Below are 26,559 nucleotides of genomic sequence, written 5' to 3'. Positions count from 1 at the left end.
TGCATGAACCCGGGCCGTACCTCTTCTGAGGTGCGGCCCGGGTTTCGTCTACCCACGGCGCCAGCCGCAGTGATTGCAATAAACATGCCATTTCATGGATTTCTGTCACCATCAACCCATGGACTCATCTCACCCCCACGGTTCCAGCGCCTACACGCCCCCGCCGTCTCCCGCTGGACAGCCCCTGCCTCCTCACGGACAGGGCCAACCCTTCCCGCCCCAGCAGGGGGCGCCGCGCCGAGGCATGAACGCCGTGGGCCTGATCGCCCTGGTGATCGCTGCTCTCGGCTTCATCTTCGCGTGTGTGCCCGGCGCACTCATCATCGGGTGGGTGCTGCTGCCCATCGCATTCGTTCTGAGCCTGGTGTCCCTGTTTCTCCAGGGCAAGAGCAAGTGGATGGGCATCACAGCCCTCGTGCTGTCGGTGGTGGGAACCCTCGTGGGCGTGCTTGTCTTCATCTTCCTGGTGGGCTCGGCCTTCGACGACGCGTTCAGCGGGGACGATCCCACGGTCACGCAGCCTGGGGACAGCACGAGCGCGGATGGAGCGCAGGCCGCAGGCTCGGCGGCAGGCACCCGCGCCAATCCGTACCCGGTGGGGTCCACCATCGAGTCGGGAGACTGGCGCGTGGTGGTGAACTCGGTGGAGCCCGATGCCAACGCTTCGGCGCAGGCCGAGAACCCGTACAACGACGCCCCCGCATCAGGGAAGCAGTACATGATGGTCAACTACTCCGTGACCTACCTGGGCAAGGACCCCGATGGCCAAGCCGCGCTGGGCTCCACCGTGGCCTATGTGACCCCCGAGGGAAACACGATCAACAGCTTCGACAAGGCCGTGGTCGCCCCCGACGCGTTCGACCCGTCGTCAACGCTCTACGAAGGCGCCACCGAAACGGGGAACGTGGTGTTTGAGGTGCCGTCCTCGAACGCGGACAAGGGCGTTCTCGCGGTGCAGACCGATCTCTTGGGCGGTGACAAGGTGTTCGTCGCGCTCACGTAGCCGATAGGTTGTGAACAGACGAAGCCCCCGGCAGCTGCCGGGGGCTTCGTCGTGGAAGGGCGCGGGCGTCGTCGTCAGGGGCTCGGGACGACGACGCCGCGCGCCCGCGGGATCAGCGGCGCGCCCCGTCCTTGTCGCGGCCGCGCTGCTCCCAGAAGATCGGCAGCGTCACGGTGTCTGTGCCGTCCCACGCAGACAGCCCGTGCAGGCCGGGGATGTCGCCGGTCTTGAAGACGGGCTCCACGCCGGCCTTGCGCTGCTCCATGTAGTTCTGCAGCACCTTGGCTGCCACTCCGGCGAGCATCACCAGGGCGATCAGGTTCAGCGTGGCCATGAACGCCATGAACAGGTCCGCCAGGGACCACACCAGGTCCAGGGCCAGGATGGCGCCCATGAACACGCACACGAGCACCGCGAAGCGGTAGACGCCCATGGCCGTGCGGGACTTGGTCATGAAGCGGACGTTGGACTCACCGTAGTAGTAGTTGCCGATCACCGAGGACCACGCGAACAGGAAGATCGCCACGGTCAGGAAGTGCACGGCCCAGTCGCCCAGCTGCATTCCGAGGGCGCTCTGGGTCAGGCCCGCACCCTGGCGCTCGTCTCCGAACGTGGGGTTGGACAGCAGCACGATGAACGCGGTGATCGAGCAGACCAGCATGGTGTCGAAGAAGACGCCCAGGGACTGCACGAAGCCCTGCTTGGCGGGGTGGGAGATGGACGCGGTGGCACCGGCGTTCGGGGCGGAGCCCATGCCAGCCTCGTTGGAGAACAGACCGCGCTTCATGCCCTGGATGATCACGCCGATCAGACCGCCCGTGATGAACTCCCGCATGCCGAAGGCGCCCTGGATGATCATCCCGAACATCGCCGGAACCTCGGTGATGTTCAGGACCAGGACCAGCAGACCCAGGATCAGGTACAGCACGGCCATGACCGGCACGAGCACCTGCGTCACAGAGGAGATGGAGCGGATGCCGCCGAAGATCACGGCCGCGGTGAGCACCACGAGGGCCAGACCGAGCACCACGCGCAGCCAGAGGCCCTGCCCGTTGGTGATGTCCACGCCGAAGGAGCCGCTCACGGCGTCCACGATCGAGTTGGACTGCACGGAGTTGAACACGAAGCCGTAGGTGACGGTGATGATGACCGCGAACAGCAGGCCCATCCACCGCTTGTTGAGCCCGCGCTCCATGTAGTACGCGGGACCGCCCACGTAGCCGTCCGCGGTCTTGACCTTGTAGAGCTGGCCCAGCAGGGACTCCACGAAGGCGCTCGCGGCACCGATGGCCGCGATGACCCACATCCAGAACACGGCGCCGGGCCCGCCCAGAGTGATCGCGATGGCCACGCCGGCGATGTTGCCCGTGCCCACGCGCGCAGCGGCGGAGACCGTGAACGCGCGGAACGAGGAGATGCCCTTGCGCCCGTCCTCCTCACCCGCGGGATCGGTCAGCACGCGGAACATCTCGGGGATGCCGCGGAACTGGATGGCCTTGGTGCGGATGGTCAGGTACAAGCCCACGCCGATGAGGATGGCGAAGACCACGTACCAGACGTAGCCACCCACCGTTGCGACGAGATCTGTCAGTGATTCCATGGAAACTCCGTGTTGTGCGTCTGGGAAGGTTTCGGCCCCGCCGCTGCGCGAGCGGGCGGAGCCGGGAAGGAGGTGGCACGCTGCGGCACCGATTGAGGACACAGTAGTGCATCCCCGGCGGGTTGCCCGGGATCGGCCCCGGCGACGTCGTGCGCTACCGCTGCTCGTCCCGGCGGCCGGGGATCGGCCCGGTGCCCGCCACCACGGGGAAGGCGCCCGTGAAGCCCTGGCGCTGCCGGGCGATCTCGTTGACCCGCCCGCGCACCAGGTACCACCCGGCCACCAGGCACGGGACGAGAGCGAGGGAGGAGACCAGCGTCCACGTGCCCACCGGGTAGTCCACGGCCATGAGCACGAGCACCCCGGCCAGGAACACGAGCGTGAGCCAGTCCGTGAACGGGGACAGCGGCGCGCGGTACGGCGGCCGGTGGTAGAGCCCGCGCCTGGCCAGGGACACGAACTTCATGTGGGACATCGTGATGGCCGCCCACCCCGCCATGGTCCCGAGGGCGGCCAGGTTCAGCACGATCTCGAAGGCCTCCCCCGGCACCACCAGGTTCAGCCCCACCCCCAGCAGGGCGACGACGGCGGTCAGCAGGATCCCGCCGTAGGGCACCCCGGACGCCGTCAGCCGTCCCGCGAAGCGCGGCGCGGAGCCCGCCATGGCCATCGAGTGCACGATCCGCCCGGTGGAGTAGAGCCCGGCGTTGAGCGAGGACAGCGCGGCGGTGATCACCACGAGCTGCATCAGCGGGGCCGCCGCGGCCACGTCGATGGACTCGAAGAACGTGACGAACGGGCTCTCCGTGGCGCTGTACGCGGTGTAGGGCAGCAGCAGGCAGAGCAGCAGCACGGAGCCCACGTAGAAGACGGCGATCCGCAGGATCACGAGGTTGATGGCGCGTGGGATGACACGCTCGGCGTCCCGGGTCTCGCCGGAGGTGGTGCCCACCAGCTCGATGCCCGCGTACGCGAACACCACGCCCTGCACCACGATCAGCGCGGGCAGCACGCCGTTGGGCAGCAGACCCCCGTTCTCGGTGATGAGCGAGAAGCCCACCTCCGAGCCGGTGGGGGTCCCGAACACCACGAACAGCGTGCCGATCACCAGGAACACCAGCAGGGCGAGCACCTTGACCAGGGCGAACCAGAACTCGAGTTCCCCGAAGATCTTCACCGACACCAGGTTCAGCGCCAGCACGAGCACCACGACCACCAGGGCCAGCGCCCACTGCGGGATCCCCGCGATGAACTCGCTGTACTGCCCGAACCACGCGATGTAGATGGCGATGGCCGTGGCGTCCGCGACCGCCGTCATCGCCCAGTTCAGCCAGTAGAGCCACCCGGAGACGAACGCGGCCTTCTCCCCGAAGAACTCGCGGCAGTAGGAGACGAAGGAGCCGGACGACGGCCGGTGCACCACCAGCTCCCCCAGCGCCCGGAGGATGAGGTAGCCGAAGAACCCGCAGACCGCGTAGAGCACGAACAGGGACGGCCCGGCCTCCCGGAGGCGGCCACCGGCGCCCAGAAACAGTCCCGTGCCGATCGCACTGCCGATCGCGATCATCTGCAGCTGCCGCTGCCCCAGCCCCTTCCGGAAACCAGAGGCCTCCTCCTGGAACTGCCGCGCCGCAGGCGGTTCCGGGACCGCGCCCCGTCCATCTGTGGCCATCACGCCGTCCCCTTCCAGAAACCCGAGACACGCCGTGGGGACGTGCTGATCCGCTCCTGGCGAGCCTACGACCTCGTGCGGGCCGCACCCGGTGCCACGCCGCACACCGCGTCACGGCACGCAACGCACGCCCACCACGGGCAAGCGCACACGCCGCGGGGGCGCCCACCCGAGCACGTGGCCCCGGTGGGCGCCCCCGTGAAGTCCGGCAGGGCGACGTCGTCGTCGGCTCAGTCCTCGACGACCCGCACCGCGCCCTTGTCCGCGGAGGTCACCATCGAGGCGTACGCGCGCAGGGCCTTGGAGACCTTGCGCTCGCGCGGCTTGGTGGGCTTCCACGGCGCCTCGCCCTTCTCCTGGCGGCGGCGGGCGAGCTCGGCGTCGTCCACGTTGACGCGCAGCACGCGGTTCTCCACGTCGATCTCGATCTCGTCACCGTGCTCGATCAGCCCCACCGCACCACCCGCGGCGGCCTCCGGGGAGATGTGGCCGATCGAGATCCCGGACGTGCCGCCGGAGAAGCGGCCGTCCGTGATCAGGGCGCACTTCTTGCCCAGCCCCAGGCCCTTGAGGTAGCTCGTGGGGTAGAGCATCTCCTGCATGCCAGGACCGCCCTTGGGGCCCTCGTACGCGATCACCACGATGTCCCCCTCCTTCACGTTCTTGGAGAGGATCTCGTGCACGGCCTCGTCCTGGGACTCCACCACGAACGCCCGGCCCACGAAGTGGAACAGCTCCGGGTCGATGCCCGCCGTCTTGATGACCGCGCCGTCCTCGGCGATGTTGCCGAAGAGCACGCACAGCCCGCCCTCCTTGGTGTACGCGTGCTCCACGGAGCGGATGCAGCCCTCGGCGGCGTCGACGTCGTGGTCCTCGTACTCGTTGGCTTGCGAGAACGCCTGGGTGGTGCGCACGCCCCCGGGAGCGGCCAGGAAGAACTCCTTGGCGGCGTCGGACGCCTTGCCCGAGCGGATGTCCCACTCGTCCAGCCACTCGCCCATGGTCTGCGAGTGCACGGTGTGGACGTCCTCGTTCAGCAGCCCGCCGCGGCGCAGCTCACCCAGGATCGCGGGGATGCCGCCGGCGCGGTGCACGTGCTCGATGTGGAACTTGGTGGAGTTCGGGGCCACCTTCGCGAGGCACGGGACCTGGCGGGAGAGGGCGTCGATGTCCGAGAGGTTGAAGTCCACCTCCGCCTCCTGCGCGGCGGCGAGGATGTGCAGCACGGTGTTGGTGGAGCCGCCCATGGCGACGTCCAGGGCCATGGCGTTCTGGAACGCGGCCTTCGTGGCGATGCTGCGGGGCAGCACGGACTCGTCGGCCTGCTCGTAGTACTTCTTGGCGGACTCCACCGCACGGCGACCGGCCTCCAGGAACAGCCGCTTGCGGTTGACGTGGGTGGCCAGCGTGGTGCCGTTGCCGGGGAGGGACAGTCCCAGCGCCTCGGTCAGGCAGTTCATCGAGTTCGCCGTGAACATCCCGGAGCACGAGCCGCACGTGGGGCACGCGTTCTCCTCGATCTGGGCGAGCTGCGCGTCCGTGACCGACTCGTCCACGGCCAGGGCCATGGCGTCCACCAGGTCCACGCGGTGCTCCACCACGCCCTCCACGCCCTCACCGGACTCCATGGGGCCGCCGGAGACGAACACCACCGGGATGTTCAGCCGCAGCGCCGCCATGAGCATGCCCGGGGTGATCTTGTCGCAGTTGGAGATGCACACGAGCGCGTCCGCGCAGTGCGCGTTGACCATGTACTCCACGGAGTCCGCGATGATGTCGCGGGACGGCAGCGAGTAGAGCATGCCGTCGTGGCCCATGGCGATGCCGTCGTCCACCGCGATGGTGTTGAACTCCTTGGCGACGCCGCCCGCCTCGCGGACCGCGGAGGCCACGAGGTCCCCCATGTTCTTCAGGTGCACGTGGCCCGGGACGAACTGGGTGAACGAGTTCGCGATGGCGATGATGGGCTTGCCGAAGTCCTCGCTGCCCATACCGGTGGCGCGCCACAGGGCACGCGCTCCCGCCATGTTGCGGCCGGTGGTGGACGTCGCTGAACGCAGCTGCGGCACTGTCTTGCCTTCCCCTTGTCTGGGCCGGGACGGGCGGGTCATGGGTGCCGCGCCCCGGCAGAACGCATTCCACCCAGAATACGCGCGGCCCCCGCCGCTGTTCACATGCCGGGCACCGGTCTCACATGGCGGACAGGAGCTTGCGCCCGGTGACGACGACGCCGCGGCGCCCGGTTCCCTGCCCGCCGAGCCGCGTGACGGACGCCGTCCCTAGACTGGGCGGACGTCACGCGCCACCCCGCGAAGGAGCAGGAGAGACATGAGCAAGCACAGGCACACGCCCCACCGGGACGACTCCACAGACTTCGCGGTGGACCTCGCCGAGGCGCAGGACCCGCTGGTGATGACGCTGGACATCGGCTCCACCGCCTCGCGCGGCTCCCTGCACGACGCCGCCGGGACCCCCGTGCGCGGCTACCGCCACAAGATCCCGCACGCCTTCACCACGGGAGCGGACGGCACCTCGGTGATCGACCCGGATCAGGTGGCCGAGGAGATGGCCGAGATCCTTGACCGCGTGTGCGACCGGGAGGAGCTCGCGGGGCGGGTGCGCGGCGTCGGGATCGACTCGTTCGCGTCCTCCCTGGTGGGCGTGGACGCGGACGACGCTGCCGTGACCGAGTGCTTCACCTACGGGGACTCCCGCTGCGCGCCCCAGCTCGCGGAGCTGCGCGAGGAGCTGGACGAGCGGGACGTCCAGCAGAAGATGGGTGCGCGGCTGCACACCAGCTACCTGGCGCCGCGCTTCCGGTGGCTGCGCGAGACCCGGCCCGAGCAGTTCGCGGCGGCCGAGCGCTGGCTGAGCATCGGCGAGTACGTGTGGCTGCAGCTGCTCGGGACCACCGCCGCCGGCACCGCGACCGCCGCGTGGACCGGGCTGCTCAACCGGCGCTCCGGGAACTGGGACCGGCGGATGCTCAAGGCGGCCGGGATCACCGAGGACGTGCTCTCCCCCGTGCTCGATCCGCACGAGCCGTTGCCGGACGTGGACCCCTCACGTGTGCAGCGGTGGCGGGGGCTCGCGGAGGCGCAGTGGTTCGCGCCGGTCGCGGACGGGCTGTGCGCCAACCTGGGTGTGGGCGGTGCCGGCGAGGACACCATCGTGGTCTCCGCGGCCACCTCCGGGGCGATGCGCGTGCTGCTGCACCACCAGCCGCAGGAGATCCCCGCGGGTCTGTGGTGCTACCGGATCGACGACTCCCGGTGCCTGCTGGGTGGGGCCCTCAACGACGTCGGCCGGGCCGTGAGCTGGCTCATCGACACGCTCTCCCTGGACGACGCCGTGCTGAACGACATCGCCGCGCTCCCCGTCTCCACCGACACCCCCGGCGTGCTGCCCTTCCTCACCGGCGAGCGCTCCACGGGGTGGGCCGGCAGCGCACGGGCGGTGTTCTCGGACGTCTCCGCCGCCACGGACGCACCCGCCATGGCCCGCGGGATGCTCGAGGGGATCGCCGGGTCCTACCGCCGGGTCTCCGACGAGCTGGAGGCAGCCGCCCACAGTGTGGAGCGGATCGTGGCGGCCGGCCGGGTCACTCAGGAGCTGCCGTCCTGGCTGCAGATCCTCGGCGACTACCTGGGCAAGCCGGTGATCCACCAGACGATCAAGCGCTCCACGTGCCGCGGCAACGCGCTGCTCATGCTGGAGTCCCTCGCCCCGGACGTGGAGCGCTCCCACCCCCAGCCGGCGGGCACCTACGAGCCCCGCGAGCAGACGCAGGACTACTACAAGGGAGTCCACGAGCGCTTCGAGCACCTCTACGACGCGCTGGTGGCGGGCCGCTGATCCCGCCCGACCGCTGACCGGGGCGCATCCCCGCGCCGCCGCCGGGCCTGCGTTTGCTCCGCTAGTGCAGATTTGGGGCCGCGGGTCTGCACTTGCTCAGTTTTTGCAGCGGGGGCTTTCCCCACCGGGCCGGGGTGCAGCCGCGACGACGACGACGGCGGTCCCCCGGTTTTCGCCCGACGGCCCCTATGCGGCCCCGCCCCAGCCACGGGGAACCGCGCCCAGCAGGGGAACGCGTCGACCCGCGACGGGTGGCAGGTCCGCGAGGTACTCCCTGTTGGAGGTCGCCAGGCGGTCGGGGTCCGCGGGCCAGCTGCCCAGCACCACCCCTGCCACCTCGACGTCCCGGTGCAGCAGCGCCTCCAGGCTCAGCAGCGTGTGGTTCAGCGTCCCCAGGTCCGGGCGGGCCACCAGCACGGTGCTCCCCGTCCCCCCGCCGCGTTCTGCCGCGCTCACGGGCTCGGACGTGTCAGGAGAACCCCACCGGCCGCTGGCTTCAGCCGCCGCGTGGTACGGCGTGGCCGCCCCACTGGGTTCGGTCGATGCCGCGGATCCTGCGGAGGCCTCCTGCAGCGCCACCGCCAGGTCCGCAATCGTGTGCCGGTCCCCGTCCAGCTCCACGAGCACACCCCCGCTGCCCTCCACGATCACCAGGTCGTGGGTTTCTTGTAATTCCAAGATTTCCCGGACGTGGGCGTCCAGTGGGAGCAGCTCCACCCCGTCGATCGCCGCCGCGGGGGGCGGGGCCATCGGCTCGGTGAGACGCTGGCCCTCTGCGGTGGTGAGCGCCGAGGAAGGCACGCCGGCCGCGAGAGCCAGCCGGGCGACGTCGTCGACGTCCCCCGGTTCCCCGCCCCGCATGCCGGTCTGCTGCGGCTTGTAGACCGCGATCCGGCGCCGTCCCGCGTTCCACCCGGAGACCACGAGCGCCGCCGTGGCGTACGTCTTGCCCACGTCCGTGTCGGTGCCCGTCACGACGACGGCGTGGCCCAGGGAGGCGACGAGGTCGCCCAGGGGGTTGGTAGTCATGGTGTCTCCTGTCAGATGGGAAGAAGTGCGGCCACGCGCGCTGGACGTGGCGGACGTGGCTGAGGCAGCGGCGCGCAGTTCGCCCGGGGGGGTGAGCGGCCCCTCACGCACCCTGCGGTTCGTCCCCCACCACGTCGCGGACGGTCTCCAGCGCCCGGGCCAGAACGTGTAGTTCCATGTCCGCAGGGGCCGTGATGCGCAGCCGGCTGATGCCGTCCGGCACCGAGGGAGGGCGGAAGCACCCCACCACCACGCCCCGGGACCGGATCTCCTCCGACGCCCGCAGGGCGGACTCCGCGGAGGCCACGGGGAGGGATTGCACCGCCGCGCGGGCCAGCGGAGTGCCCAGCGCGGAGGCCACGAACCGGGCGCGCTCGTGCAGGGCGCCGCTCAGCTCGGGGTGCGCCCGCACGATCCGCGCGGCCTCCGTGGCCGCGGCGGCGGAGGCGGGCGCGAGGGCGGTGTCGAAGATGAACGGGCGGGCCGTGTTCACCAGGTGCTCGCGCAGCGCCTCGGACCCGAGCACCGCCCCGCCCTGCGCGCCGAGCGCCTTGGACAGCGTCATGGTCACGGCCACGTGCGGTGAGCCGGCCAGTCCGAGCTCGTGCACGAGCCCCCGACCGCCGCCGGCCACCCCGATCCCGTGCGCCTCGTCCACGAGCAGCAGCGCGTTCTCGGTGCGGCAGAGCGCGGCCAGCTCCGCGAGCGGGGCGTGGTCGCCCCACACCGAGTAGACGGACTCCACCACCACGACGGCGCGCGTCTCCGAGCGCTCAGCCAGCAGCTGCGCCACGTGCCCGACGTCCGAGTGCCGCGCGATCCGCACCGGCGACCGGGACAGCCGCGCCCCGTCCACCAGGGACGCGTGCGCGTGGGCGTCCGAGACGATCAGCGTGTCCGCGTCCCCCAGCGCGGTGAGTACCCCTGTGTTCGCGGCGTACCCGCTGGAGAACGCGAGCGCCGCGGGCTGCCCGGTGAGTTCGCACAGCTCGCGCTCCAGGGTTTCGTGGACCCCCAGGGTTCCGGTCACCAGCCGGGAGGCGCGCGAGCCGGTGCCCCACTCGTCCAGCGCATCCTGGGCCGCGGCCACCACGCGCGGATCCCGGGAGAGTCCCAGGTAGTCGTTCGAGGCCAGGTCCACGCACACCGGAGGCAGCGTCCGCAGCCGACGTCGCAGTCCCGCCTCCGCGCGCTGCTCACCGCGAGCGCGGAGCCATGCGTCGAGGGGACCGCCCGTCATGCCCGTCCCCCGCCCGTCAGCTCTACTTCCTGTGCGGCCCGCAGCAGGGCGTAGGCGATGGTGCGGACCTCCTCGTCCGTGCAGACGTACGGCGGCATGGTGTAGAGCAGGCGTCCGAACGGGCGGAACCACACCCCCTGCTCCAGGGCGGTGCGCGTGAGCCGCTCCGGGTCCGGGGCCTCGTGGAACTCCACGACCCCCACGGCGCCGATCACCCGCACGTCCTTGACCCCCTCCAGCTCCGCGGCCACGGGCAGGATCTCGCGCAGGGTCTCCTCGATCCGGGAGACGTCCGCGCGCCAGGAGTCCCGCAGCATCCGCACGGACTGCAGAGCCACGGCGCACGCGAGCGGGTTGGCCATGAACGTGGGCCCGTGCATCAGCGCGCGCTGCTCCGACGCCGTGATGACCGCTCCCACGGCCTCGGAGACGAGCACCGCCGCCAGGGACATGTACCCGCCGGTCAGCGCCTTGCCCACGCACATCACGTCCGGGACCACACCAGCCCACTCGCACGCGAACCAGCGCCCCGTGCGGCCGAAGCCCGTGGCGATCTCGTCCACGACGAACACCAGGTCCAGCTCGTCCGCGAGTTCCCGCAGCGCCCGCAGGCAGCGCGGGTCGTACGTGCGCATCCCGCCCGCGCCCTGCAGCACGGGTTCCACGATGATGCCGGCGAGCTCGTCGCCGTGGGCGCAGGCGGCGTCGCGCACGTCCGCGATCCACGCCGCGACGGCGGCGTCGTCGCCGTCCCAGACCACGGTCCCGGACGACGACGCCGCTCCCGCACCCTGCGCACCGCTCTCACCTGGGCCGTCGGCGTCCCCGGCAGGTGGGAACCCCGCGGAGCCCGACGCCGTCGCACCGGCGTTCTCCTGGGACCGCACCCCCTCGGGATCCTCGTGCCCGGACACCCGTCGGGGGTGCGCGGCGGGCGGGGGCGCCACGAACAGCTGCTCCGCGACGAGTCCCGAGAACTCGGCGTGCATCCCGCCCTCGGGGTCGCACACGCTCATGGCGCCGGTGGTGTCTCCGTGGTACCCGCCGCGCACGGTCAGGATGCGCCGGCGCTCCGGGCGCCCGCGGGCCGCCTGGTACTGCACGGCGAGCTTCAGCGCGACCTCCACGCTCACGGAGCCGGAGTCCGCGAAGAACACGTGCTGCAGCTCGGCCGGGGTGACCTCCACCAGCAGCTCGGCCAGCTCCACGGCCGGGCGGTGCGTGAGACCGCCGAACATCACGTGCGAGAACTCGGTGATCTGGTCCACAGCGGCGCGGTCCAGCTCCGGGTTGCGGTAGCCGTGCACCGCGCACCACCACGAGGCCATGCCGTCGATCGCCTGGACCCGCTCACCCTCCGGAGTCTCGAGGATCAGCGTCACTCCCTCCGCGGCCAGCACCGCGTGGGGTGCGGGCCCGTCCAGCGGCGCGTAGGGGTGCCACAGCAGCCCGCGGTCACGGGCGGCGAGGCGGGTGGGCGCCGCGGCGTCATCGCCCTGTTCTGCCGTGCCTGCCGCGGCGGGGCGTGGAGTTTCCCATCCGCTCCCGGGGGATGCCGTGCCGTGCGTGCTCTCCGGCGCCGGGTCAGGCATTCGGCGCCACCGAGGTCCCCGCACCACGACGCCGCACGGTCGGGCTCAGCTCGATCCTCACCCGGGTGTCGTCCTCGTCGCGCTCGGGCCCCTCGCCCGAGCTCAGCAGGGCGGCGAGCGCCGCAGACACGGGGGCGGGGGCAGCTGGCGGGGTCGGAACCGGGCCCGGGGCGGCGGAGGGCACCGCGGCGTCGTCGCCCTGACCGGAAGAGACCGGGTCGGAGGGGGCCGGACGGCCGCCCGAGGCGGCGTCGGAACCGGCAGGTCCACCGGTTCCGCACGTGGACCCGCAGGGCGTGGTCGCGGGGCCCGTCGAACCTGCCTGGCCCGCCGCGGCCTGCTCGGGTGCCGCACCGTTCGAGGTGTCGGCGGGCACCGCGTCGTCGTGCTCCCTCAACGGACCCGCGCCGAGGACGGTGAATCCGGCGTCGGCAACCATGTCCAGGTCCGCCTTTGCCGCCTGCCCCTCGGAGGTGAGGTAGTCGCCCAGGAACAGGGAGTTGACCACATGCAGGGCGAGCGGCTGCAGGGAGCGCAGGTGCATCTCGCGGCCGCCGGCCATGCGGATCTCCTTGTCCGGGCACACGAAGCGCACCACGGAGAGGATCTTCAGGCACTTCTGCGGGCTCAGCTGCCACGTGCCGGCCAGGGGCGTGCCGTCGAAGGGCATGAGGAAGTTCACCGGCACGGAATCCGAGCCCAGGTCCCGCAGGGCGAAGAGCGCCTCGACGAGCTGCTCGTCCGTCTCCCGCATGCCCACGATCAGCCCGGAGCACGGGGAGAGTCCGGCGTCCTTGGCGCGCTCCACGGTGTCCACGCGGTCCTGGTAGGTGTGGGTGGAGCAGATGGACTCGTAGTTGGACTCGGCGGTGTTGAGATTGTGGTTGTAGGCGTCCACGCCCGCGCCGCTCAGCGTCTCCGCCTGACCGTCCTTGAGCAGGCCCAAGCACGCGCAGACCTCCACGTCCGGGTGCTGCTCCTTCAACGCCTCGACCGTGCGGGTCACGTTGCCCACCTCTCGGTTGGACGGGCCGCGGCCGCTCGCCACGAGGCACACGCGGCTCGCGCCACCGCGGATGCCGTACTCGGCCTGCTCCACGGCCTTCTCGGGACTCAGCCACGAGTATTTGAGGATGTCCGTCCCGGCGTTCAGACGCTGGGAGCAGTAGCCGCAGTCCTCGGCGCACAGCCCGGACTTCAGGTTGACCAGGTAGTTCACCTTCACGGTCATCCCGAAGTGCTCGCGGCGCAGCCGGGCGGCGGCGGCCACGAGGTCCAGCATGCCGGGGTCGTCGGTGTGCAGCAGCTCGAGGGCTTCGTCCGGGGTCACGGGGTCGCCGGCGAGGACGCGCTCGGCCAGCTCGGCAGGGTTCTTGAACATTGTTCAATTATTGAACGGTGTTCAGGATTGTCAATTCTCGGGGCGGCCGTTGCGGGGCGCGGCCTGTGGGCTGGCGCTGCCACGCCGCTGTCCTGGTCACGACGACGTCGCACCCCACCCCACGCACGCTCGGTAGAGTTTGCGCGTGGCCCGCACCCGGGCATGAGAGCAGGGAGGGACGCCGTGGCACTGGACCGCGACCAGGTGGTGGACGCCGCGTGGCACATCCTGCAGACCTACGGGCTCGGGGACCTCTCGATGCGCCGCCTGGCCCGCGAGCTGGGCGTGCAGCCCGGCGCGCTGTACTGGCACGTGGCGAACAAGCAGGAGCTGCTGGCGGTCCTCGCGCAGCGCATGGTCGCCCCGCTGAGCATGTCCTCCACAGGAGCCTCTCCCGCGGGTGCCTGCCTCACAAGCCCCTCCCCCGCGGGCGCCTCCTCGGTAGACGCCCCTCCCGCGCACGCCTCCCCGGCAGGCGCCGCCGACGACGCCGTCCTCCTCATCACCCGGTTCCGTTCCGCGGTGCTCGCCGTGCGGGACGGCGCGGACGTGGTGAGCGTGGCCCACGCACTGGACCCCTCGGGCATGCAGCCCACACCCCTGCTCACCGCGGCACTGACCCGCGCGGGCATGGATCCCGCCCCGGCAGAGACGGCCGCGCTCACCCTGGTCCGTTTCACCCTGGGGTCCGTCACCGCCCAGCAGACCCGCGAGTCGATGGACCTCCCCACCGCCACGATGGCCGCCGAGTTCGAGGCGGGCGTGCGCGCGATCCTGGCGTAGCGGCATCGTCGCCCCCTCCACCGCCCGCACCTCTGCAACAACTCAGCAAATGCCGAATTGCGGCCCCGGAACTGCACTTGCTCCGTTGTTGCAGGTGGTGGGAACGCGTGCGCGCCCCTCTCCACCACCGGGTCCGCCGTCCGGGGGTGTCAGCCGGTGCGGGCGGCGGCCAGAATGTCTGCATGACCACCGGCACCCCCTTCACCGTGCGTACACCCGTCCCCGAAGACGCCCCGGGGATCGCGAGAGTGCACACGCAGTCGTGGCGGGAAACGTACACCGGGCTCGTGCCGGAGCGGTTCTTCGACGACGACGCCTTGCGCCGTCGGGAGGAGACGTGGACCCGGATGCTCGCAGAACCGTCCCGCCGTGTACGGGTTAGGGTGGCCGTGGTGGGCGAGACGATCATCGGTTTCGCGGGCACTGGGCAGCCCCGCGAAGACGACCCCGCCCGCGAGCACGCCCTGCACCTGCTCTATGTGCTCCGCGAGCACCAAGGCACGGGCGCGGGACAGGCCCTGCTCGACGCCGTTCTCGGCGGGGAGCCCGCGCAGCTGTGGGTCGCGGAGGCCAACGCTCGCGCCATCCACTTCTACGAGCGCAACAGGTTCCGGGCGGACGGCGCCTCGTTGACCGATCCCGCGCTGGAGGACCTGTGCGAGGTCCGCATGGTCCGGTGAGGCCGCGGACGACGTCGTTCCCCGCCACCCGCACGCGGCACGGGCCCGCGCGGCGTCGACGTTGTCAGACCCCGGCGCCCACAATCAGCATGGTCGCCCCGAAGACCACCCCGGAGACCACCAGCACCACGGTGGTGTAGCTCAGGATGTCCCGGATCTTCAGCCCGGCGATCGCGAGCAGCGGAAGGGCCCAGAAGGGCTGGATCATGTTGGTCCACTGGTCGCCGTACGCCACGGACATAATGATCACGGAGGGGTCCACGCCCAGGCGGGCGGCGGCGTCGAGGAGAATGGGCGCCTGGATGGCCACCTGGCCGCCGCCGGAGGGGACGAAGAAGTTCACGAGACCCGCGGAGAGGAAGGCCAGGAAGCCGAGGGTCTGCGGGGAGGCGACCGCCACGATGGAGTCCGAGAGCACCTGGATGAGCCCGCTGGCCGTCATGATGCCCATGATCCCGGAGTAGAGCGGGAACTGCAGCAGGATGTCGCCCACGTTGGATGCCGCGTTCTTGATGAGCGCCATGACCTCGAACGCGTTGCGGGAGAGCAGGAAGATCAGCGCCAGGAACATCCAGTTCACGATGTTCAGGGTCACGGTGCCGCCACCGGTGAAGTGGATGACCAGGTAGGCCACCAGCGCGAGGCCCACGAGCAGGGTGGGAATGCGGGAGGCGTCCAGGCGGTCCGCGGGCACCTCCACCTCGGGGGTGGTGATGCGCTGGTCGGACTCGGCGAGGGCATCCGCGGTGACGGCGTGGCTCGCCGGCACGGCCCGGGGCGCCACGAGCCACAGAGCAAGTGCCACGAGCACCACGGTGGCCACCGTGGCCATGATGTTCCACCACGAGAACGTGGTCTGCGAGATGGGAATGACGTGGCCCACCTGCTTCTCGATGAACGATCCGGGAGTTGCCGCGGTCAGCGGCCCGGAGCCCGAGTAGCCCATGTGCCACACCACGAAACCGGAGAAGCCGGAGGCCACGAGCATGGGGAAGCTCACCGGCCTGCCACGACGCGAGAACTCGGCGGCAACCTCGCGCGCTAGCAGACCGCCGACTACCAGACCGAAGCCCCATGTGATCAGTGACGCCACCGCCGCGATCACGAACACGAACACATAGGCCGCGAGCGGCGAGCGCGGAATGCTGGCGAGCCGCGCAAGGAGCGCCCGCACCGGACGGGTGCTCGCGAGTGCATGGCCCAGCAGCAGCACCAGGGCCATCTGGGTCATGAACTCCAGCAGCCCCGAGAGCCCCGTCCCCCACCCCTTGATGACGGTCACGGGACCGGAGTCCGTCAGGATCAGCGCCATGACCGCAACCACCAGTGTCAGGACGATCGCGAAGATCAGCGCGGAGGGAATGAACCGCTCCACCACGTAGTTCACGGGCTTCATGGCCCGGGCGAGAGGGGGTTCGGGTGACGCGGTGGGCGTCGTGGACCGTTGCGGAGCGTTCATGGCGGGGACCTCTTCTTCATTGACGAGGGATGGCGGATGAAGGATGCCCGGCCACGGGGTGTCGGCCGGAGAGGGAAGTCTTCGGGTACGACGAGGGGAGCCGGCGAACCGGCTCCCCTCGTCACGGCGTGCTGGTGCTTGCTGGGTGGCTCAGCGGCTCAGCAGCAGGGCCTCGCCCTGGCCGCCGCCGCCGCACAGCGAGACGGCAGCCTTGCCGGAGCCGCGGCGGGCGAGCTCCATGGCCGCGTGCAGCGCGAGCCGTGCCCCGGAGGCACCGATGGGGTGGCCCAAGGCGATCGCTCCGCCGTGGATGTTGACCTTCTCCATGTCCACGCCGAGGTCCTTCACGGACTGCACGGACACCGCCGCGAAGGCCTCGTTGATCTCGATGAAGTCCAGCTCGGAGACGTCCCACCCGGAGCGGGACAGCGCGTGCTCGATCGCGTGCGAGGGCTGGGAGTGCAGGGACGTGTCCGGGCCGGCCACCTGCCCCGGCTTGCCCACCACCGCGAGCCACTCCAGGCCGTGCTTCTCCGCGTAGCCGCGGGTGGTCAGTACCACGGCCGCGGCACCGTCGGAGATGGGGGACGAGTTGCCCGCGGTGATCGTGCCGTCCTTGGTGAACGCGGGGCGCAGCTTGCCGAGCCCCTCCGCCGTGGACTCGGGACGGACGCCCTGGTCCTCCGAGACGGTCACGGGGTCACCCTTGCGCTGGGGGATCTCGATCGGTGCGATCTCCTCCGCGAACACGCCGTCCTGCTGGGCCCTGCCCGCGAGCTGGTGGCTGCGCGCCGCCACCTCGTCCTGCTCCTGGCGCCCGATGTGCCGTTCCGTGTTGCCCGTCTCCGTCAGCTCACCCATGGCCACGCCCAGTGCAGAGTCCACCAGGCCGTCGTGGGCCAGGGAATCGGCGAGGGTCATGTCCCCGTAGGACTTCCCCTTGCGGGCACCCAGCGCCAGGTGGGGTGCGTTGGTCATGGACTCCATGCCACCGGCCACCACCACGTCCGCCTCGCCCGCGCGGATCATCCGGGCACCCTCGGTCACGGCCACCAGCCCGGACAGGCACACCTTGTTGAGGCTCATGGCGGGCACGTTCATGGGCAGCCCGGCGGCCACGGCGGCCTGCTTCGCCGGGTTCTGCCCGTTGCCCGCCTGCACCACGTTGCCCATGTAGACGTGGTCCACGTCCTCCGGTGCCACCCCGGCGCGCTGCAGCGCGTGCTTGATGGCGTGGGCTCCCAGGTCGACGGCGCTCTGGGACGCGAGCGCCCCGAGCAGCTTTCCCTGCGGGGTGCGGGCCCCGTTGACGATCACGATGTCGTTGGCGTTCTCGGTCACTGTTCCTCCTGAACGGGTACGGAATCGGGGGTGACGTCCACCAGATCCACCCGGTAGTTCGCTTCGGTCTTCTCGGCCACTTCTGCTTCGCTCACCCCTGGGGCCAGGGTGCGCAGCACGAGTCCGGCGTCCTCGACGTCGAACACGCACAGGTCCGTGATGATGCGGTCCACCACGCCCACACCGGTGAGCGGGAGGTCGCACTCGTGCTTGAGCTTCGCGGAGCCGTCCTTGGCCACGTGCTCGGTGAGCACCAGCACGCGCGGCGTCCCGGCCACGAGGTCCATGGCGCCGCCCATGCCCTTGACCATCTTGCCGGGAATCATCCAGTTCGCCAGGTCTCCCGTCTCGGAGACCTGCATGGCGCCCAGGATCGCCATCTTCACGTGCCCGCCGCGGATCATCCCGAAGGACGTGGCGGAGTCGAAGATCGCCGCCCCCGGCTGCAGGGTGATGGTCTGCTTGCCCGCGTTGATGAGGTCCGGGTCCTCGTCCCCCTCGTACGGGAACGGGCCCATGCCCAGCACACCGTTCTCGGACTGCAGCACCACGCTCACCCCGGGCGGCAGGTTGTTCGCCACCAGGGTGGGGATGCCGATGCCCAGGTTCACGTAGTCGCCGTCGGCCAGTTCCGACGCCGCGATGGCCGCCATCTCGTCGCGCGTCCAGCTCATGCCGCGTCCCCTTCCGTGCGTCGGCCCGCGGTGGGCCGCCCTTCTGTCCCGCCGCCTGGCGAGCGCGGATCCTTCACCGAGGGCACGACGTCGCCCGCGGGCCTTGGCCGCGTGGTGCGCTGCTCGATCTCCTTGGGCGCCCCGGAGTACCGCACCACGTGCTGCACGTACACGCCGGGGGTCACGATGTGGTCCGGGTCCAGCTCGCCGGGAGCCAGCACCTCCTCGACCTCCGCGAACGTGACTCTCCCGGAGGCCGCGCACACCGGGCTGAAGTTGCGGGAGGTGCGCCGGTAGACCAGGTTGCCGTCCGTGTCCCCACGCCAGGCGTGCACGAGCGCCACGTCCGCCACGATCCCGCGCTCCTGCACGTAGGTGCGCCCGTCGAACTCGGCGGTGGGCTTGCCCTCCGCCACGGGGGTGCCCACCCCGGTGGCCGTGTAGAACGCGGGGATCCCTGCCCCACCGGCGCGCAGCCGCTCCGCGAGGGTGCCCTGCGGAGTGAACTCCACCTCCAGCTCGCCCTCCAGGAACTGGCGCGCGAACTCCCTGTTCTCCCCCACGTAGGAGGCGAGCACCTTGGAGACCTGCCGGTTCTCGAGCAGCAGCCCGAGACCCTTGCCGTCCACACCCATGTTGTTGGAGGCCACGGTGAGGTCCTTGACGCCGCTGTCCCGCACCGACTCGATGAGGTCCCGCGGAATGCCCGAGAGACCGAACCCTCCCACCGCGAGGGTCATGCCGTCCCGCAGCGTCTCCGCCAGCAGGCCGGTGACGTCGTCCCTGAGTTTGGACATGGCCACCCTTTCCGGATTGTGTGCCCTGTGATCTGCCTCTCAGAGTAGGAACGGTTCACATCCTGGTCAAAGAAACCCGTGATGTGTCGCGGAACGGGCCACATTCTGGAAAACTGGCGGTTGATCGTCCACATCGTGGACAAGCGGGGCCTGGCGGGCAGAGGAGACGGCGATGGCGAGAGCGGCGGAGCAGCCGGGCGGCGCGGAACGGGCGCGGGCGACGACGTCGCGGGCCGCAGCGACGTCGGGCACCCAGGTGGTCGGACGGGTCGCCGCGGTGCTGCAGGCCGTGGCCGCCGCGGGAACCGCTGGCACCGCCGAGGTCGCCCGCAGCACGGGGCTCACCCGCCCCACCGCCCACCGCCTGCTCACCGCACTGGCCCACGAGGGACTGCTCGACCGGGACGACACCGGTCGCTGGGCGCTCGGCTTCGAGCTGACCATCCTGGGGGCGGTGACCGCTCAGCGCTACCCGGCGCAGGACCTCGCCACCCCGCACCTGCGGCGCCTCGCCGAGGCCACCGGCGAGTCCGCGTTCTTCTCCGCCCGCCGCGGGGACGAGGTGATCTGCCTCGAACGCGCCGAGGGCTCGTTCCCCGTCCGCTCGCACGTCCTGCACGAGGGCCTGCGACTGCCCCTGGGCGTCGCCTCCGCGGGGCTGGCCATCCTCGGCCACCTCCCGGACGAGCAGCTGGAGGGCGCGCTCGCCGCCACCCGCGAGCGCCGCAGTGAGCTCGGCCCCCAGCACGACGACGCCCACGTCCGCGGTCTCGTGGCCCAGGTCCGCGAGCACGGCTGGTCCCTGAACCCGGGGCGGATCGTGGAGGGCTCGTGGGGCATGGCCGCCGCGGTCTTCGACGCCTCCGGCCAGCCCCGCTACGCGCTGTCCCTCACGGGGATCGAGTCCCGCTTCCGCCCGCCGCGGCAGCAGCAGCTGGGCACCGCGCTGCTGGACCAGGCACACAGGCTCAGCACGGCACTGCGCACGGGCCGAGCGACGTCGTAGCCCGCCCCGCACGAGGCTCGCACACGGCCCGGGCGACGTCGTCGTCCGCCGAGAGTGCGCCACAGGCCCGCCATGATTCGCCCGCCCACCTCCGCGTGCTGTTGGATGGAGGGGCAACCATCCAGAGCGGCCGAGAGATCTGGCTCGTCGAAGCCGCAGCAACCGGATCACCCCCGGTGCTAATGCCAGAACCGATGGAAAGGACGCACCACCCCATGCCCCACAACACCGACCGCATCCAGACCACCCACGTGGGCTCGCTGCCCCGCACGCCCGAGCTGCTGGAGGCCAACAACCGTTTCCAGGCGGGCGAGATCGACCTCCCCCAGCTGGGCGAGGCGCTCGACGAGGGGGTCAAGGAGATCGTGCGCACCCAGCGCGAGATCGGCATCGACATCGTCAACGACGGCGAGTACGGCCACACCACGTCCGGCGCCGTGGACTACGGGGCCTGGTGGAACTACTCGTTCCACCGCCTGGGCGGGCTGACCCCCACGGACGAGGACCGCTGGAACGACGCGGAGAAGCACCGCTCCAGCCCGGGGCACATCGTGCTCACGAGCTTCCCCGACCGCCGCGACCGCGAGCGCTTCCGGGACGCCTACGAGGACCCCACGGCGGGCGTGCTGGCGCACCGCAACACGGTCTCGCAGCCCAAGATCACGGGCCCGCTGACCTACACGGGTCAGGAGGCGGTGGCCGGCGACATCCGCCGCGTGAAGGACGCGATGGCACTGAACGGGGCCACGCAGGGCTTCGTCGCCGCACTGTCCCCCGGCTCCTGCGCCCGCGTGAAGAACGAGTACTACGCCACGGACGAGGAACTGGTCTACGCCTGCGCGGACGTGATGCGCGAGGAGTACAAGGCCATCGTGGACGCCGGGCTGACCGTGCAGATCGACGACCCCTCGATCGCCGAGTCCTGGGACCAGATCAACCCGGAGCCCACGGTGGAGGACTACCTGGACTTCACCCGGCTGCGCGTGGAGGCCCTGAACCACGCCCTGCGCGACCTGCCGCAGGAGCAGATCCGCTTCCACCTTTGCTGGGGCTCGTGGCACGGCCCGCACACCACGGACCTGGAGCTGAAGTACCTCGTGGACCTCATGCTCACCATCAACGCGCAGGGCTACAGCTTCGAGGCGTCCAGTCCCCGCCACGGCCACGAGTGGAAGGTCTGGGAGGAGCACAAGCTGCCCGAGGGCAAGGTGGTCTACCCCGGCATGGTCTCCCACTCGACCAACGGCGTGGAGCACCCGGAGCTGGTGGCGCAGCGCATCGAGCAGTACGCCTCGGTGGTGGGCCGCGAGAACGTCATCGCCTCCACGGACTGCGGGCTGGGCGGGCGCTTGCACCCGCAGATCGCGCTCGCGAAGCTCGGGTCGCTCGTGGAGGGCGCGCGGATCGCCTCGCAGCGCCTCTTCTGAGCCCTTCCGCCTCTTCCAGCACCGACGACGACGCCGCGCGCGCCGTCACGCGGGCCCGACACCTCCACGGGGTGCCGGGCCCGCGGTGCGTGGTGACCCCGTTCTGCCGCGGCGTCGCGGGCGTGCCCACGCCGGTGCAGGGAGGGAACGTCCCACCGGGGAAAGCCTCGCAGCGGCGTCGTAACATATACGATTTTATACACGACATACGTGACCGGGCTCACACGCATGCGTACACTGCCGTTTCAAGACCAATCGGTCGGTTATTGCATTCAGGCCCCCGCCTCTGGCACCGCGGACGCCGGTCCGAAGATTCTGGAGATCCACCATGGCATCAACCACCACAGCGCCCGCGCAGGGCCACACCATGAGCCGCGAGGAGCGCAAGGTCCTCGCGGGCACGCTCGTGGGCACCACCATCGAGTGGTACGACTTCTTCATCTACGCCCAGGCCGCCGCGTTCATCCTGGCCGCGCACTTCTTCAACCCGCTCGGGGCGGAGAACGCGCAGCTCGCGCAGGTCGTCTCGTGGGCCTCCCTGGGCATCAGCTTCCTCTTCCGCCCGCTGGGCGCGATCGTGGCGGGGCACATCGGCGACCGCTTCGGGCGCAAGGTCACGCTCGTGATGACCCTGTTCGGCATGGGCGCGGCCACCACGCTGATCGGCCTGCTTCCCACCTACGAGAAGATCGGCATCGCCGCTCCCATCCTGCTGGTGCTGCTGCGCATCCTGCAGGGCTTCTCCGCCGGCGGCGAGTGGGGCGGCGCGGCCCTGATGTCCGTGGAGCACGCCCCCGTGAACAAGCGCGGGCTCTTCGGCGCGTACCCGCAGATCGGCGTGCCGATCGGCATGCTCATGGCCACCCTGTTCATGTTCGGCCTGAGCACCGCACTGACCCCCGAGCAGTTCGAGTCCTGGGGCTGGCGCGTGCCGTTCCTGTTCTCCATCGTGCTGATCTTCGTGGGCTGGCTCATCCGCCGCTCGGTGGACGAGTCCCCGGTGTTCCTGGAGATGCAGCAGCGCGCCAAGGAGTCCTCCGCGCCCCTGGGCCAGCTGTTCCGCAAGAACCCCCGCGAGGTCCTGCTCGCCGCGCTGATCTTCGCCGGCAACAACGCCGCGGGCTACCTGGTGATCGCGTTCTTCGCCTCCTACGGCACCAAGGTCCTGCACATGTCCCGGCCGGAGACCCTGGTCGCCTCCCTGGTGGGCGGCATCGGCTGGCTCATCTTCACCATGCTGGGCGGCTGGATGTCGGACAGGGTGGGCCGCAGGCGCACGTTCATGATCGGCTACGGCATCATCATCGTGTGGGCCGTCCCCATGTGGTGGCTGCTCAACACGGCGTCCCTGCCGCTGTTCGCCCTGGCCATCTTCGTGCTGACCATCGGCCTGGGCCCGTCCTACGGCCCGCAGTCGGCCATGTACGCGGAGATGTTCCCGGCCCGCGTGCGCTACTCGGGCGTCTCGATCGGCTACGCGCTGGGCTCGATCATCGGCGGTGCGTTCGCGCCCATGATCGCCGAGCTGCTGCTCGCCCGCACCGGCCAGGCGTGGACCATCGGCGTCTACATCTCCCTGCTGTCCCTGGTGTCCTTCATCGCGGTGTGCTTCGTGAAGAAGTCGGACCAGGGCAAGGACCTGCACGTGGCGGAGGTGCACCAGGAGTACGTCCAGGCGCACCCCGGGGAGAGCGTCCCCGCCGTTGCCGGCGAGCCGGAGGCCACCTCCGCGCGCCGCCCCCGGCACTGACGCGCCCCTGCGCACCCCGCACCGCGGCCCTCGAGGCAGGCCCGCGGGGCACCACGCGAGAGAAGGCCCGGCATCCCCACGGATACCGGGCCTTCTCGTCTCCATCGTGCGGGCGTCACCGATTGACGTGGCTCACACGATCGGGGAACCTGAGCAGTGAACGATCGGTCAGTAATCCTTCCCAGCTAGGAGTTGCCATGTCCTCTCTGCCGCAAGCCTTCCTCGTCGGGGGCGCCCGGACGCCCGTGGGCCGCTACGGCGGCGCACTGTCCTCGGTCCGCCCGGACGACATGGCCGCCCTGTGCATCCGCTCCGTGGTGGAGGACGCCGGGATCGACCCCGCACTGGTGGACGAGGTGATCCTGGGCAACGCCAACGGCGCGGGCGAGGAGAACCGCAACGTGGCCCGCATGGCGTGGCTGCTCAACGGCTACCCGGACACCGTTCCCGGCATCACGGTCAACAGGCTCTGCGCCTCCGGGATGTCCGCGATCACGATCGCCTCCCAGATGGTGAAGTCCGGTGCCGCGGAGATCGTGGTGGCCGGCGGTGTGGAGTCCATGTCCCGCGCGCCGTGGGTCATGGCCAAGCCGACCACCGCCTTCGCCAAGCCCGGGGACGCGTTCGACACCTCGATCGGCTGGCGCTTCACCAACCCCGCCTTCCTGGACGGGCCGCTGTCCCGGGACGGCAAGATGACCTACTCCATGCCGGAGACCGCGGAGGAGGTCGCGCGCGTGGACGGCATCACGCGCGAGGACGCGGACGCCTTCGCCGCGCAGTCCCACGAGAAGGCGCTGGCAGCGATCCGCGCCGGGCACTTCGAGAAGGAGATCGTCCCTGTGGAGGTCAAGGGCCGCAAGGGCGCGGTCACCGTGGTGGACACGGACGAGGGCCCCCGCGAGGGCTCCACCACCGAGGTGCTCGCCAAGCTGCGCCCGGTGGTCGCGGGCGGCTCCGTGGTCACCGCGGGCAACTCCTCCTCCCTCAACGACGGCGCCTCGGCCGTGATCGTGGCGAGCGAGCGGGCCGTGACCAAGTACGGTCTCACCGCCCGTGCGCGCGTGGTGGACGGCGCCTCAGCCGGTCTCGCCCCGGAGATCATGGGCCTCGGCCCGGTCCCGGCCTCGCAGAAAGTGCTGGAGCGGGCCGGGTGGAACGTGGGCGACCTCGGTTCGGTGGAGATCAACGAGGCCTTCGCCACCCAGTCCCTCGGCTCCATCCGCCGTCTCGGCCTGGACCCGGAGATCGTGAACCGGGACGGCGGCGCGATCGCCCTGGGGCACCCGCTCGGCTCGTCCGGCTCGCGCATCGTGATCACGCTGATGGGTCGTATGGAGCGCGAGCGCACCGCCAAGGGCCTGGCCACCATGTGCATCGGCGTGGGCCAGGGCGCGGCTCTGCTCGTGGAGCGGGTGTGATCCGGCCGTGACGGACACGAACCCCAGCCACGACGACGCCGCCCGCGACCCGCGCGCGGACGGCGCCGCCGCGCCGTCGTTCCCCGAGAACGGGCGGACGCCCACCTGGGCCGCGGACTTCTCGGCCCTGCGCGTCACCGGGCGCCCGGACCGGCTGCACGTGGCCCTGGACCGCCCGGACGTGCGCAACGCCATCGACGAGGTCATGGTGGACGAGCTGCACACGGTGTGCGGGCACCTGGAGCGCGAGCCGAAGATCATGGTGCTCAGCGGCACCGAGGTGAAGGGCAAGGGGATCTTCGCCTCCGGGGCGGACATCGCCCAGCTGCGCGAGCGGCGCCGCGAGGACGCCCTGCGCGGGGTGAACTCGCAGATCTTCGACCGGATCGCCAAGCTGCCCATGCCCGTCGTTACCGCCCTGGACGGCTACGCCCTGGGCGGTGGCGCGGAGCTCGCGTGGGCCGCGGACTTCCGCATCGGCACGCCCCGCCTGAAGGTGGGCCAGCCCGAGACAGGGCTCGGCATCATCGCCGCGGCCGGTGCGCTGTGGCGGCTCAAGGAGCTCGCCGGTGAGGCCCTGGCCAAGGACATCCTGATGGCCGGGCGCATCCTCTCCGCGCAGGAGGCCCTGGAGGCCCGGCTGATCACGGAGATCCACGAGCCCTCCGAGCTGCTGGCGGCCGCGGACGCTCTCGCGGACCGGATCGCCGCACAGGATCCGCTGGCCGTGCGGATCTCCAAGCGGGTCTTCGCCATGCCGCGCGAGGCCCACCCCCACGTGGACGAGCTTGCGCAGGCCGTCCTGTTCGAGTCCCAGGCCAAGTTCGACCGCATGCAGGCGTTCCTGGACCGCAAGAAGGAGCACAAGAAATGACCGAGAGCACCACGTCAACCGTCCCCTCCACCGTGGGCGTGCTGGGCGGGGGCCGCATGGGCGCGGGAATCGCCCACGCGTTCCTGATCTCCGGCGCGCACGTGACCGTGGTGGAGGTGGACGCCCAGGCCGCGGAGGCCGCGAAGGAGCGCGTGGAGTCGGACCTCGCCAAGTCCCTGGAGCGCGGGAAGATCGACGGCAACCTGGACGTGTGGGCCGAGAACTTCGCGGTCAGCGTGGACTACGCGGACTTTGCGAACTGCGAGCTGGTGGTCGAGGCCGTCCCGGAGATCTGGGACCTCAAGGTCTCCTCCCTCCGGGAGGTCGAGGCAAACCTGTCCGAGGGTGCCTGGCTCGCCACGAACACGTCCTCACTGTCCGTGGACGGGCTCGCCGCGGAGCTGCAGCGCCCGGAGCGCTTCTGCGGCATGCACTTCTTCAACCCGGTGCCCGCGTCCAAGCTCGTCGAGATCGTGATCGGCGAGCGCACGGGCCAGGAGCTGCGCGACCTCACCCTGCAGTGGGTTGCGGGCCTCGGCAAGACCCCCGTGACCGTCAAGGACGCCCCCGGTTTCGCCTCGTCCCGCCTGGGCGTTGCACTGGGCCTGGAGGCCATCCGCATGGTCGAGGAGGGTGTGGCGTCCGCCGAGGACATCGACAACGCCATGGTCCTGGGCTACAAGCACCCGGTGGGGCCGCTGGCGCTCACGGACATCGTGGGCCTGGACGTGCGCCTGGGCATCGCCGAGTACCTGGAGAAGGAGCTCGGACCCCGTTTCACTCCCCCGCAGCTCATGCGGGACATGGTGGAACGCGGCGATCTGGGCAAGAAGTCCGGAAAAGGTTTCTATGACTACTCATAGAGTTGCCGCCCGACGCTGACCGCATCACACCTGGTCAGCGTCGGTTTTCCCATGGCGGCCCGCCACGTGGGACCCCCGGGTGGCGGACCGCCCTTCATCACAATTCGATCAC

General features: G+C 70.7%; 21 protein-coding genes and 1 riboswitch. Of the genes, 10 read left to right on the top strand and 11 right to left on the bottom strand.

All coding sequences use genetic code 11. The features are described 5' to 3' along the window. Positions 1–118 precede the first annotated feature (118 nt). Positions 119–1,003, top strand: a complete 885-nt coding sequence (locus tag D8M39_RS01345) for a DUF4352 domain-containing protein (RefSeq protein ID WP_238693899.1) — start codon at positions 119–121, stop codon at positions 1,001–1,003. Positions 1,004–1,115: 112 nt separating this feature from the next. Here D8M39_RS01345 and D8M39_RS01340 read toward each other — a convergent pair whose 3' ends face one another. From D8M39_RS01340 to ilvD, 3 genes are all read right to left on the bottom strand, one after another. Beyond that, positions 1,116–2,603: a sodium:alanine symporter family protein gene (locus D8M39_RS01340; protein WP_055084289.1), complete on the bottom strand. Its 1,488-nt coding sequence runs from the start codon at positions 2,601–2,603 to the stop codon at positions 1,116–1,118. A gap of 154 nt (positions 2,604–2,757) precedes the next feature. Next, on the bottom strand, positions 2,758–4,275 hold the full coding sequence (locus D8M39_RS01335; protein WP_055084305.1) for an amino acid permease: 1,518 nt from the start codon (positions 4,273–4,275) through the stop codon (positions 2,758–2,760). Positions 4,276–4,505: 230 nt separating this feature from the next. Beyond that, positions 4,506–6,344 (bottom strand): dihydroxy-acid dehydratase, encoded by a 1,839-nt coding sequence (gene ilvD, locus D8M39_RS01330; protein ID WP_126874236.1) that lies wholly within the window; start codon positions 6,342–6,344, stop codon positions 4,506–4,508. 259 nt (positions 6,345–6,603) lie between these two features. On the opposite strand from ilvD, the gene D8M39_RS01325 reads away from it, so the two are divergent. Next, on the top strand, positions 6,604–8,130 hold the full coding sequence (locus D8M39_RS01325) for a gluconokinase (RefSeq protein ID WP_094393134.1): 1,527 nt from the start codon (positions 6,604–6,606) through the stop codon (positions 8,128–8,130). A gap of 186 nt (positions 8,131–8,316) precedes the next feature. Here the strand turns inward: D8M39_RS01325 and bioD are convergent, their stop codons facing one another. The 4 genes from bioD to bioB all read right to left on the bottom strand — a co-directional run bounded on the left by bioD (position 8,317) and on the right by bioB (position 13,372). Further along, complete coding sequence (gene bioD / locus D8M39_RS01320; RefSeq protein ID WP_126874235.1) at positions 8,317–9,159, bottom strand: ATP-dependent dethiobiotin synthetase BioD; 843 nt, start codon at positions 9,157–9,159, stop codon at positions 8,317–8,319. A gap of 103 nt (positions 9,160–9,262) precedes the next feature. Beyond that, positions 9,263–10,399 carry an 8-amino-7-oxononanoate synthase gene (locus tag D8M39_RS01315; RefSeq protein ID WP_164497790.1) on the bottom strand — a complete coding sequence of 379 codons (1,137 nt, stop codon included), beginning with the start codon at positions 10,397–10,399 and terminating at the stop codon, positions 9,263–9,265. After that, on the bottom strand, positions 10,396–11,991 hold the full coding sequence (locus D8M39_RS01310; protein WP_094393136.1) for an aspartate aminotransferase family protein: 1,596 nt from the start codon (positions 11,989–11,991) through the stop codon (positions 10,396–10,398). The genes D8M39_RS01315 and D8M39_RS01310 overlap by 4 nt, the downstream gene beginning before the upstream one ends. Then, positions 11,984–13,372 carry a biotin synthase BioB gene (gene bioB, locus D8M39_RS01305; protein WP_126874234.1) on the bottom strand — a complete coding sequence of 463 codons (1,389 nt, stop codon included), beginning with the start codon at positions 13,370–13,372 and terminating at the stop codon, positions 11,984–11,986. The genes D8M39_RS01310 and bioB overlap by 8 nt, the downstream gene beginning before the upstream one ends. A 183-nt stretch (positions 13,373–13,555) precedes the next feature. On the opposite strand from bioB, the gene D8M39_RS01300 reads away from it, so the two are divergent. Next, positions 13,556–14,155, top strand: coding sequence for a TetR family transcriptional regulator (locus tag D8M39_RS01300; protein WP_055084264.1), 600 nt, complete (start codon positions 13,556–13,558; stop codon positions 14,153–14,155). A gap of 182 nt (positions 14,156–14,337) precedes the next feature. Next, positions 14,338–14,835, top strand: a complete 498-nt coding sequence (locus D8M39_RS01295) for a GNAT family N-acetyltransferase (protein ID WP_126874233.1) — start codon at positions 14,338–14,340, stop codon at positions 14,833–14,835. A 64-nt stretch (positions 14,836–14,899) separates the two neighbouring features. Here the strand turns inward: D8M39_RS01295 and D8M39_RS01290 are convergent, their stop codons facing one another. The 4 genes from D8M39_RS01290 to D8M39_RS01275 all read right to left on the bottom strand — a co-directional run bounded on the left by D8M39_RS01290 (position 14,900) and on the right by D8M39_RS01275 (position 19,106). Continuing rightward, positions 14,900–16,294, bottom strand: a complete 1,395-nt coding sequence (locus D8M39_RS01290) for a short-chain fatty acid transporter (protein ID WP_126874232.1) — start codon at positions 16,292–16,294, stop codon at positions 14,900–14,902. A 150-nt stretch (positions 16,295–16,444) separates the two neighbouring features. Then, the gene (locus D8M39_RS01285) at positions 16,445–17,635 is read right to left on the bottom strand and encodes an acetyl-CoA C-acetyltransferase (protein ID WP_126874231.1); all 1,191 of its coding nucleotides are present in this window, start codon (positions 17,633–17,635) and stop codon (positions 16,445–16,447) included. After that, positions 17,632–18,309 carry a CoA transferase subunit B gene (locus tag D8M39_RS01280; RefSeq protein WP_055084258.1) on the bottom strand — a complete coding sequence of 226 codons (678 nt, stop codon included), beginning with the start codon at positions 18,307–18,309 and terminating at the stop codon, positions 17,632–17,634. Before D8M39_RS01280 ends, D8M39_RS01285 begins: the two co-directional genes overlap by 4 nt. Then, on the bottom strand, positions 18,306–19,106 hold the full coding sequence (locus tag D8M39_RS01275) for a CoA transferase subunit A (protein ID WP_174233401.1): 801 nt from the start codon (positions 19,104–19,106) through the stop codon (positions 18,306–18,308). The genes D8M39_RS01280 and D8M39_RS01275 overlap by 4 nt, the downstream gene beginning before the upstream one ends. A 172-nt stretch (positions 19,107–19,278) precedes the next feature. Here D8M39_RS01275 and D8M39_RS01270 point away from each other — a divergent pair, with 172 nt between their 5' ends. The 6 genes from D8M39_RS01270 to D8M39_RS01245 all read left to right on the top strand — a co-directional run bounded on the left by D8M39_RS01270 (position 19,279) and on the right by D8M39_RS01245 (position 26,447). Continuing rightward, positions 19,279–20,112 carry an IclR family transcriptional regulator gene (locus D8M39_RS01270; protein WP_126874230.1) on the top strand — a complete coding sequence of 278 codons (834 nt, stop codon included), beginning with the start codon at positions 19,279–19,281 and terminating at the stop codon, positions 20,110–20,112. A gap of 114 nt (positions 20,113–20,226) precedes the next feature. Continuing rightward, positions 20,227–20,313: riboswitch (SAM riboswitch) on the top strand. Between the two features lie 14 nt (positions 20,314–20,327). Next, entirely contained in the window at positions 20,328–21,539 is a 1,212-nt protein-coding gene (locus D8M39_RS01265) for a cobalamin-independent methionine synthase II family protein (RefSeq protein ID WP_126874229.1), read from the top strand. A gap of 328 nt (positions 21,540–21,867) precedes the next feature. Continuing rightward, a complete protein-coding gene (locus D8M39_RS01260) occupies positions 21,868–23,289 on the top strand; it encodes an MFS transporter (RefSeq protein ID WP_126874228.1) in 1,422 nt (473 codons plus the stop codon). A 197-nt stretch (positions 23,290–23,486) separates the two neighbouring features. Next, positions 23,487–24,710 carry a thiolase family protein gene (locus tag D8M39_RS01255; RefSeq protein WP_126874227.1) on the top strand — a complete coding sequence of 408 codons (1,224 nt, stop codon included), beginning with the start codon at positions 23,487–23,489 and terminating at the stop codon, positions 24,708–24,710. A gap of 7 nt (positions 24,711–24,717) precedes the next feature. Continuing rightward, a complete protein-coding gene (locus tag D8M39_RS01250; protein ID WP_238693898.1) occupies positions 24,718–25,584 on the top strand; it encodes an enoyl-CoA hydratase/isomerase family protein in 867 nt (288 codons plus the stop codon). After that, entirely contained in the window at positions 25,581–26,447 is an 867-nt protein-coding gene (locus D8M39_RS01245) for a 3-hydroxyacyl-CoA dehydrogenase family protein (RefSeq protein ID WP_055084250.1), read from the top strand. Before D8M39_RS01250 ends, D8M39_RS01245 begins: the two co-directional genes overlap by 4 nt. Positions 26,448–26,559: the final 112 nt, after the last annotated feature.

This window comes from Kocuria sp. HSID17590, from assembly GCF_003989485.1.
GTDB classification, from domain to species: domain Bacteria; phylum Actinomycetota; class Actinomycetes; order Actinomycetales; family Micrococcaceae; genus Kocuria; species Kocuria salsicia.
Note: the sequence above shows the minus strand (reverse complement) of the source record. Positions and strands in the feature narration are given on the sequence as shown.

What these genes read in the sequence shown, in the direction of transcription:
- D8M39_RS01345 (WP_238693899.1), top strand. Translation starts at nt 119, where the DNA reads ATGGACTCATCTCACCCCCACGGTTCCAGCGCCTACACGCCCCCGCCG.
- D8M39_RS01340 (WP_055084289.1), bottom strand. Translation starts at nt 2,603, where the DNA reads ATGGAATCACTGACAGATCTCGTCGCAACGGTGGGTGGCTACGTCTGG.
- D8M39_RS01335 (WP_055084305.1), bottom strand. Translation starts at nt 4,275, where the DNA reads ATGGCCACAGATGGACGGGGCGCGGTCCCGGAACCGCCTGCGGCGCGG.
- D8M39_RS01325 (WP_094393134.1), top strand. Translation starts at nt 6,604, where the DNA reads ATGAGCAAGCACAGGCACACGCCCCACCGGGACGACTCCACAGACTTC.
- bioD (WP_126874235.1), bottom strand. Translation starts at nt 9,159, where the DNA reads ATGACTACCAACCCCCTGGGCGACCTCGTCGCCTCCCTGGGCCACGCC.
- D8M39_RS01315 (WP_164497790.1), bottom strand. Translation starts at nt 10,399, where the DNA reads ATGACGGGCGGTCCCCTCGACGCATGGCTCCGCGCTCGCGGTGAGCAG.
- D8M39_RS01310 (WP_094393136.1), bottom strand. Translation starts at nt 11,991, where the DNA reads ATGCCTGACCCGGCGCCGGAGAGCACGCACGGCACGGCATCCCCCGGG.
- bioB (WP_126874234.1), bottom strand. Translation starts at nt 13,372, where the DNA reads ATGTTCAAGAACCCTGCCGAGCTGGCCGAGCGCGTCCTCGCCGGCGAC.
- D8M39_RS01295 (WP_126874233.1), top strand. Translation starts at nt 14,338, where the DNA reads ATGACCACCGGCACCCCCTTCACCGTGCGTACACCCGTCCCCGAAGAC.
- D8M39_RS01290 (WP_126874232.1), bottom strand. Translation starts at nt 16,294, where the DNA reads ATGAACGCTCCGCAACGGTCCACGACGCCCACCGCGTCACCCGAACCC.
- D8M39_RS01280 (WP_055084258.1), bottom strand. Translation starts at nt 18,309, where the DNA reads ATGAGCTGGACGCGCGACGAGATGGCGGCCATCGCGGCGTCGGAACTG.
- D8M39_RS01275 (WP_174233401.1), bottom strand. Translation starts at nt 19,106, where the DNA reads ATGTCCAAACTCAGGGACGACGTCACCGGCCTGCTGGCGGAGACGCTG.
- D8M39_RS01270 (WP_126874230.1), top strand. Translation starts at nt 19,279, where the DNA reads ATGGCGAGAGCGGCGGAGCAGCCGGGCGGCGCGGAACGGGCGCGGGCG.
- D8M39_RS01265 (WP_126874229.1), top strand. Translation starts at nt 20,328, where the DNA reads ATGCCCCACAACACCGACCGCATCCAGACCACCCACGTGGGCTCGCTG.
- D8M39_RS01260 (WP_126874228.1), top strand. Translation starts at nt 21,868, where the DNA reads ATGGCATCAACCACCACAGCGCCCGCGCAGGGCCACACCATGAGCCGC.
- D8M39_RS01255 (WP_126874227.1), top strand. Translation starts at nt 23,487, where the DNA reads ATGTCCTCTCTGCCGCAAGCCTTCCTCGTCGGGGGCGCCCGGACGCCC.
- D8M39_RS01245 (WP_055084250.1), top strand. Translation starts at nt 25,581, where the DNA reads ATGACCGAGAGCACCACGTCAACCGTCCCCTCCACCGTGGGCGTGCTG.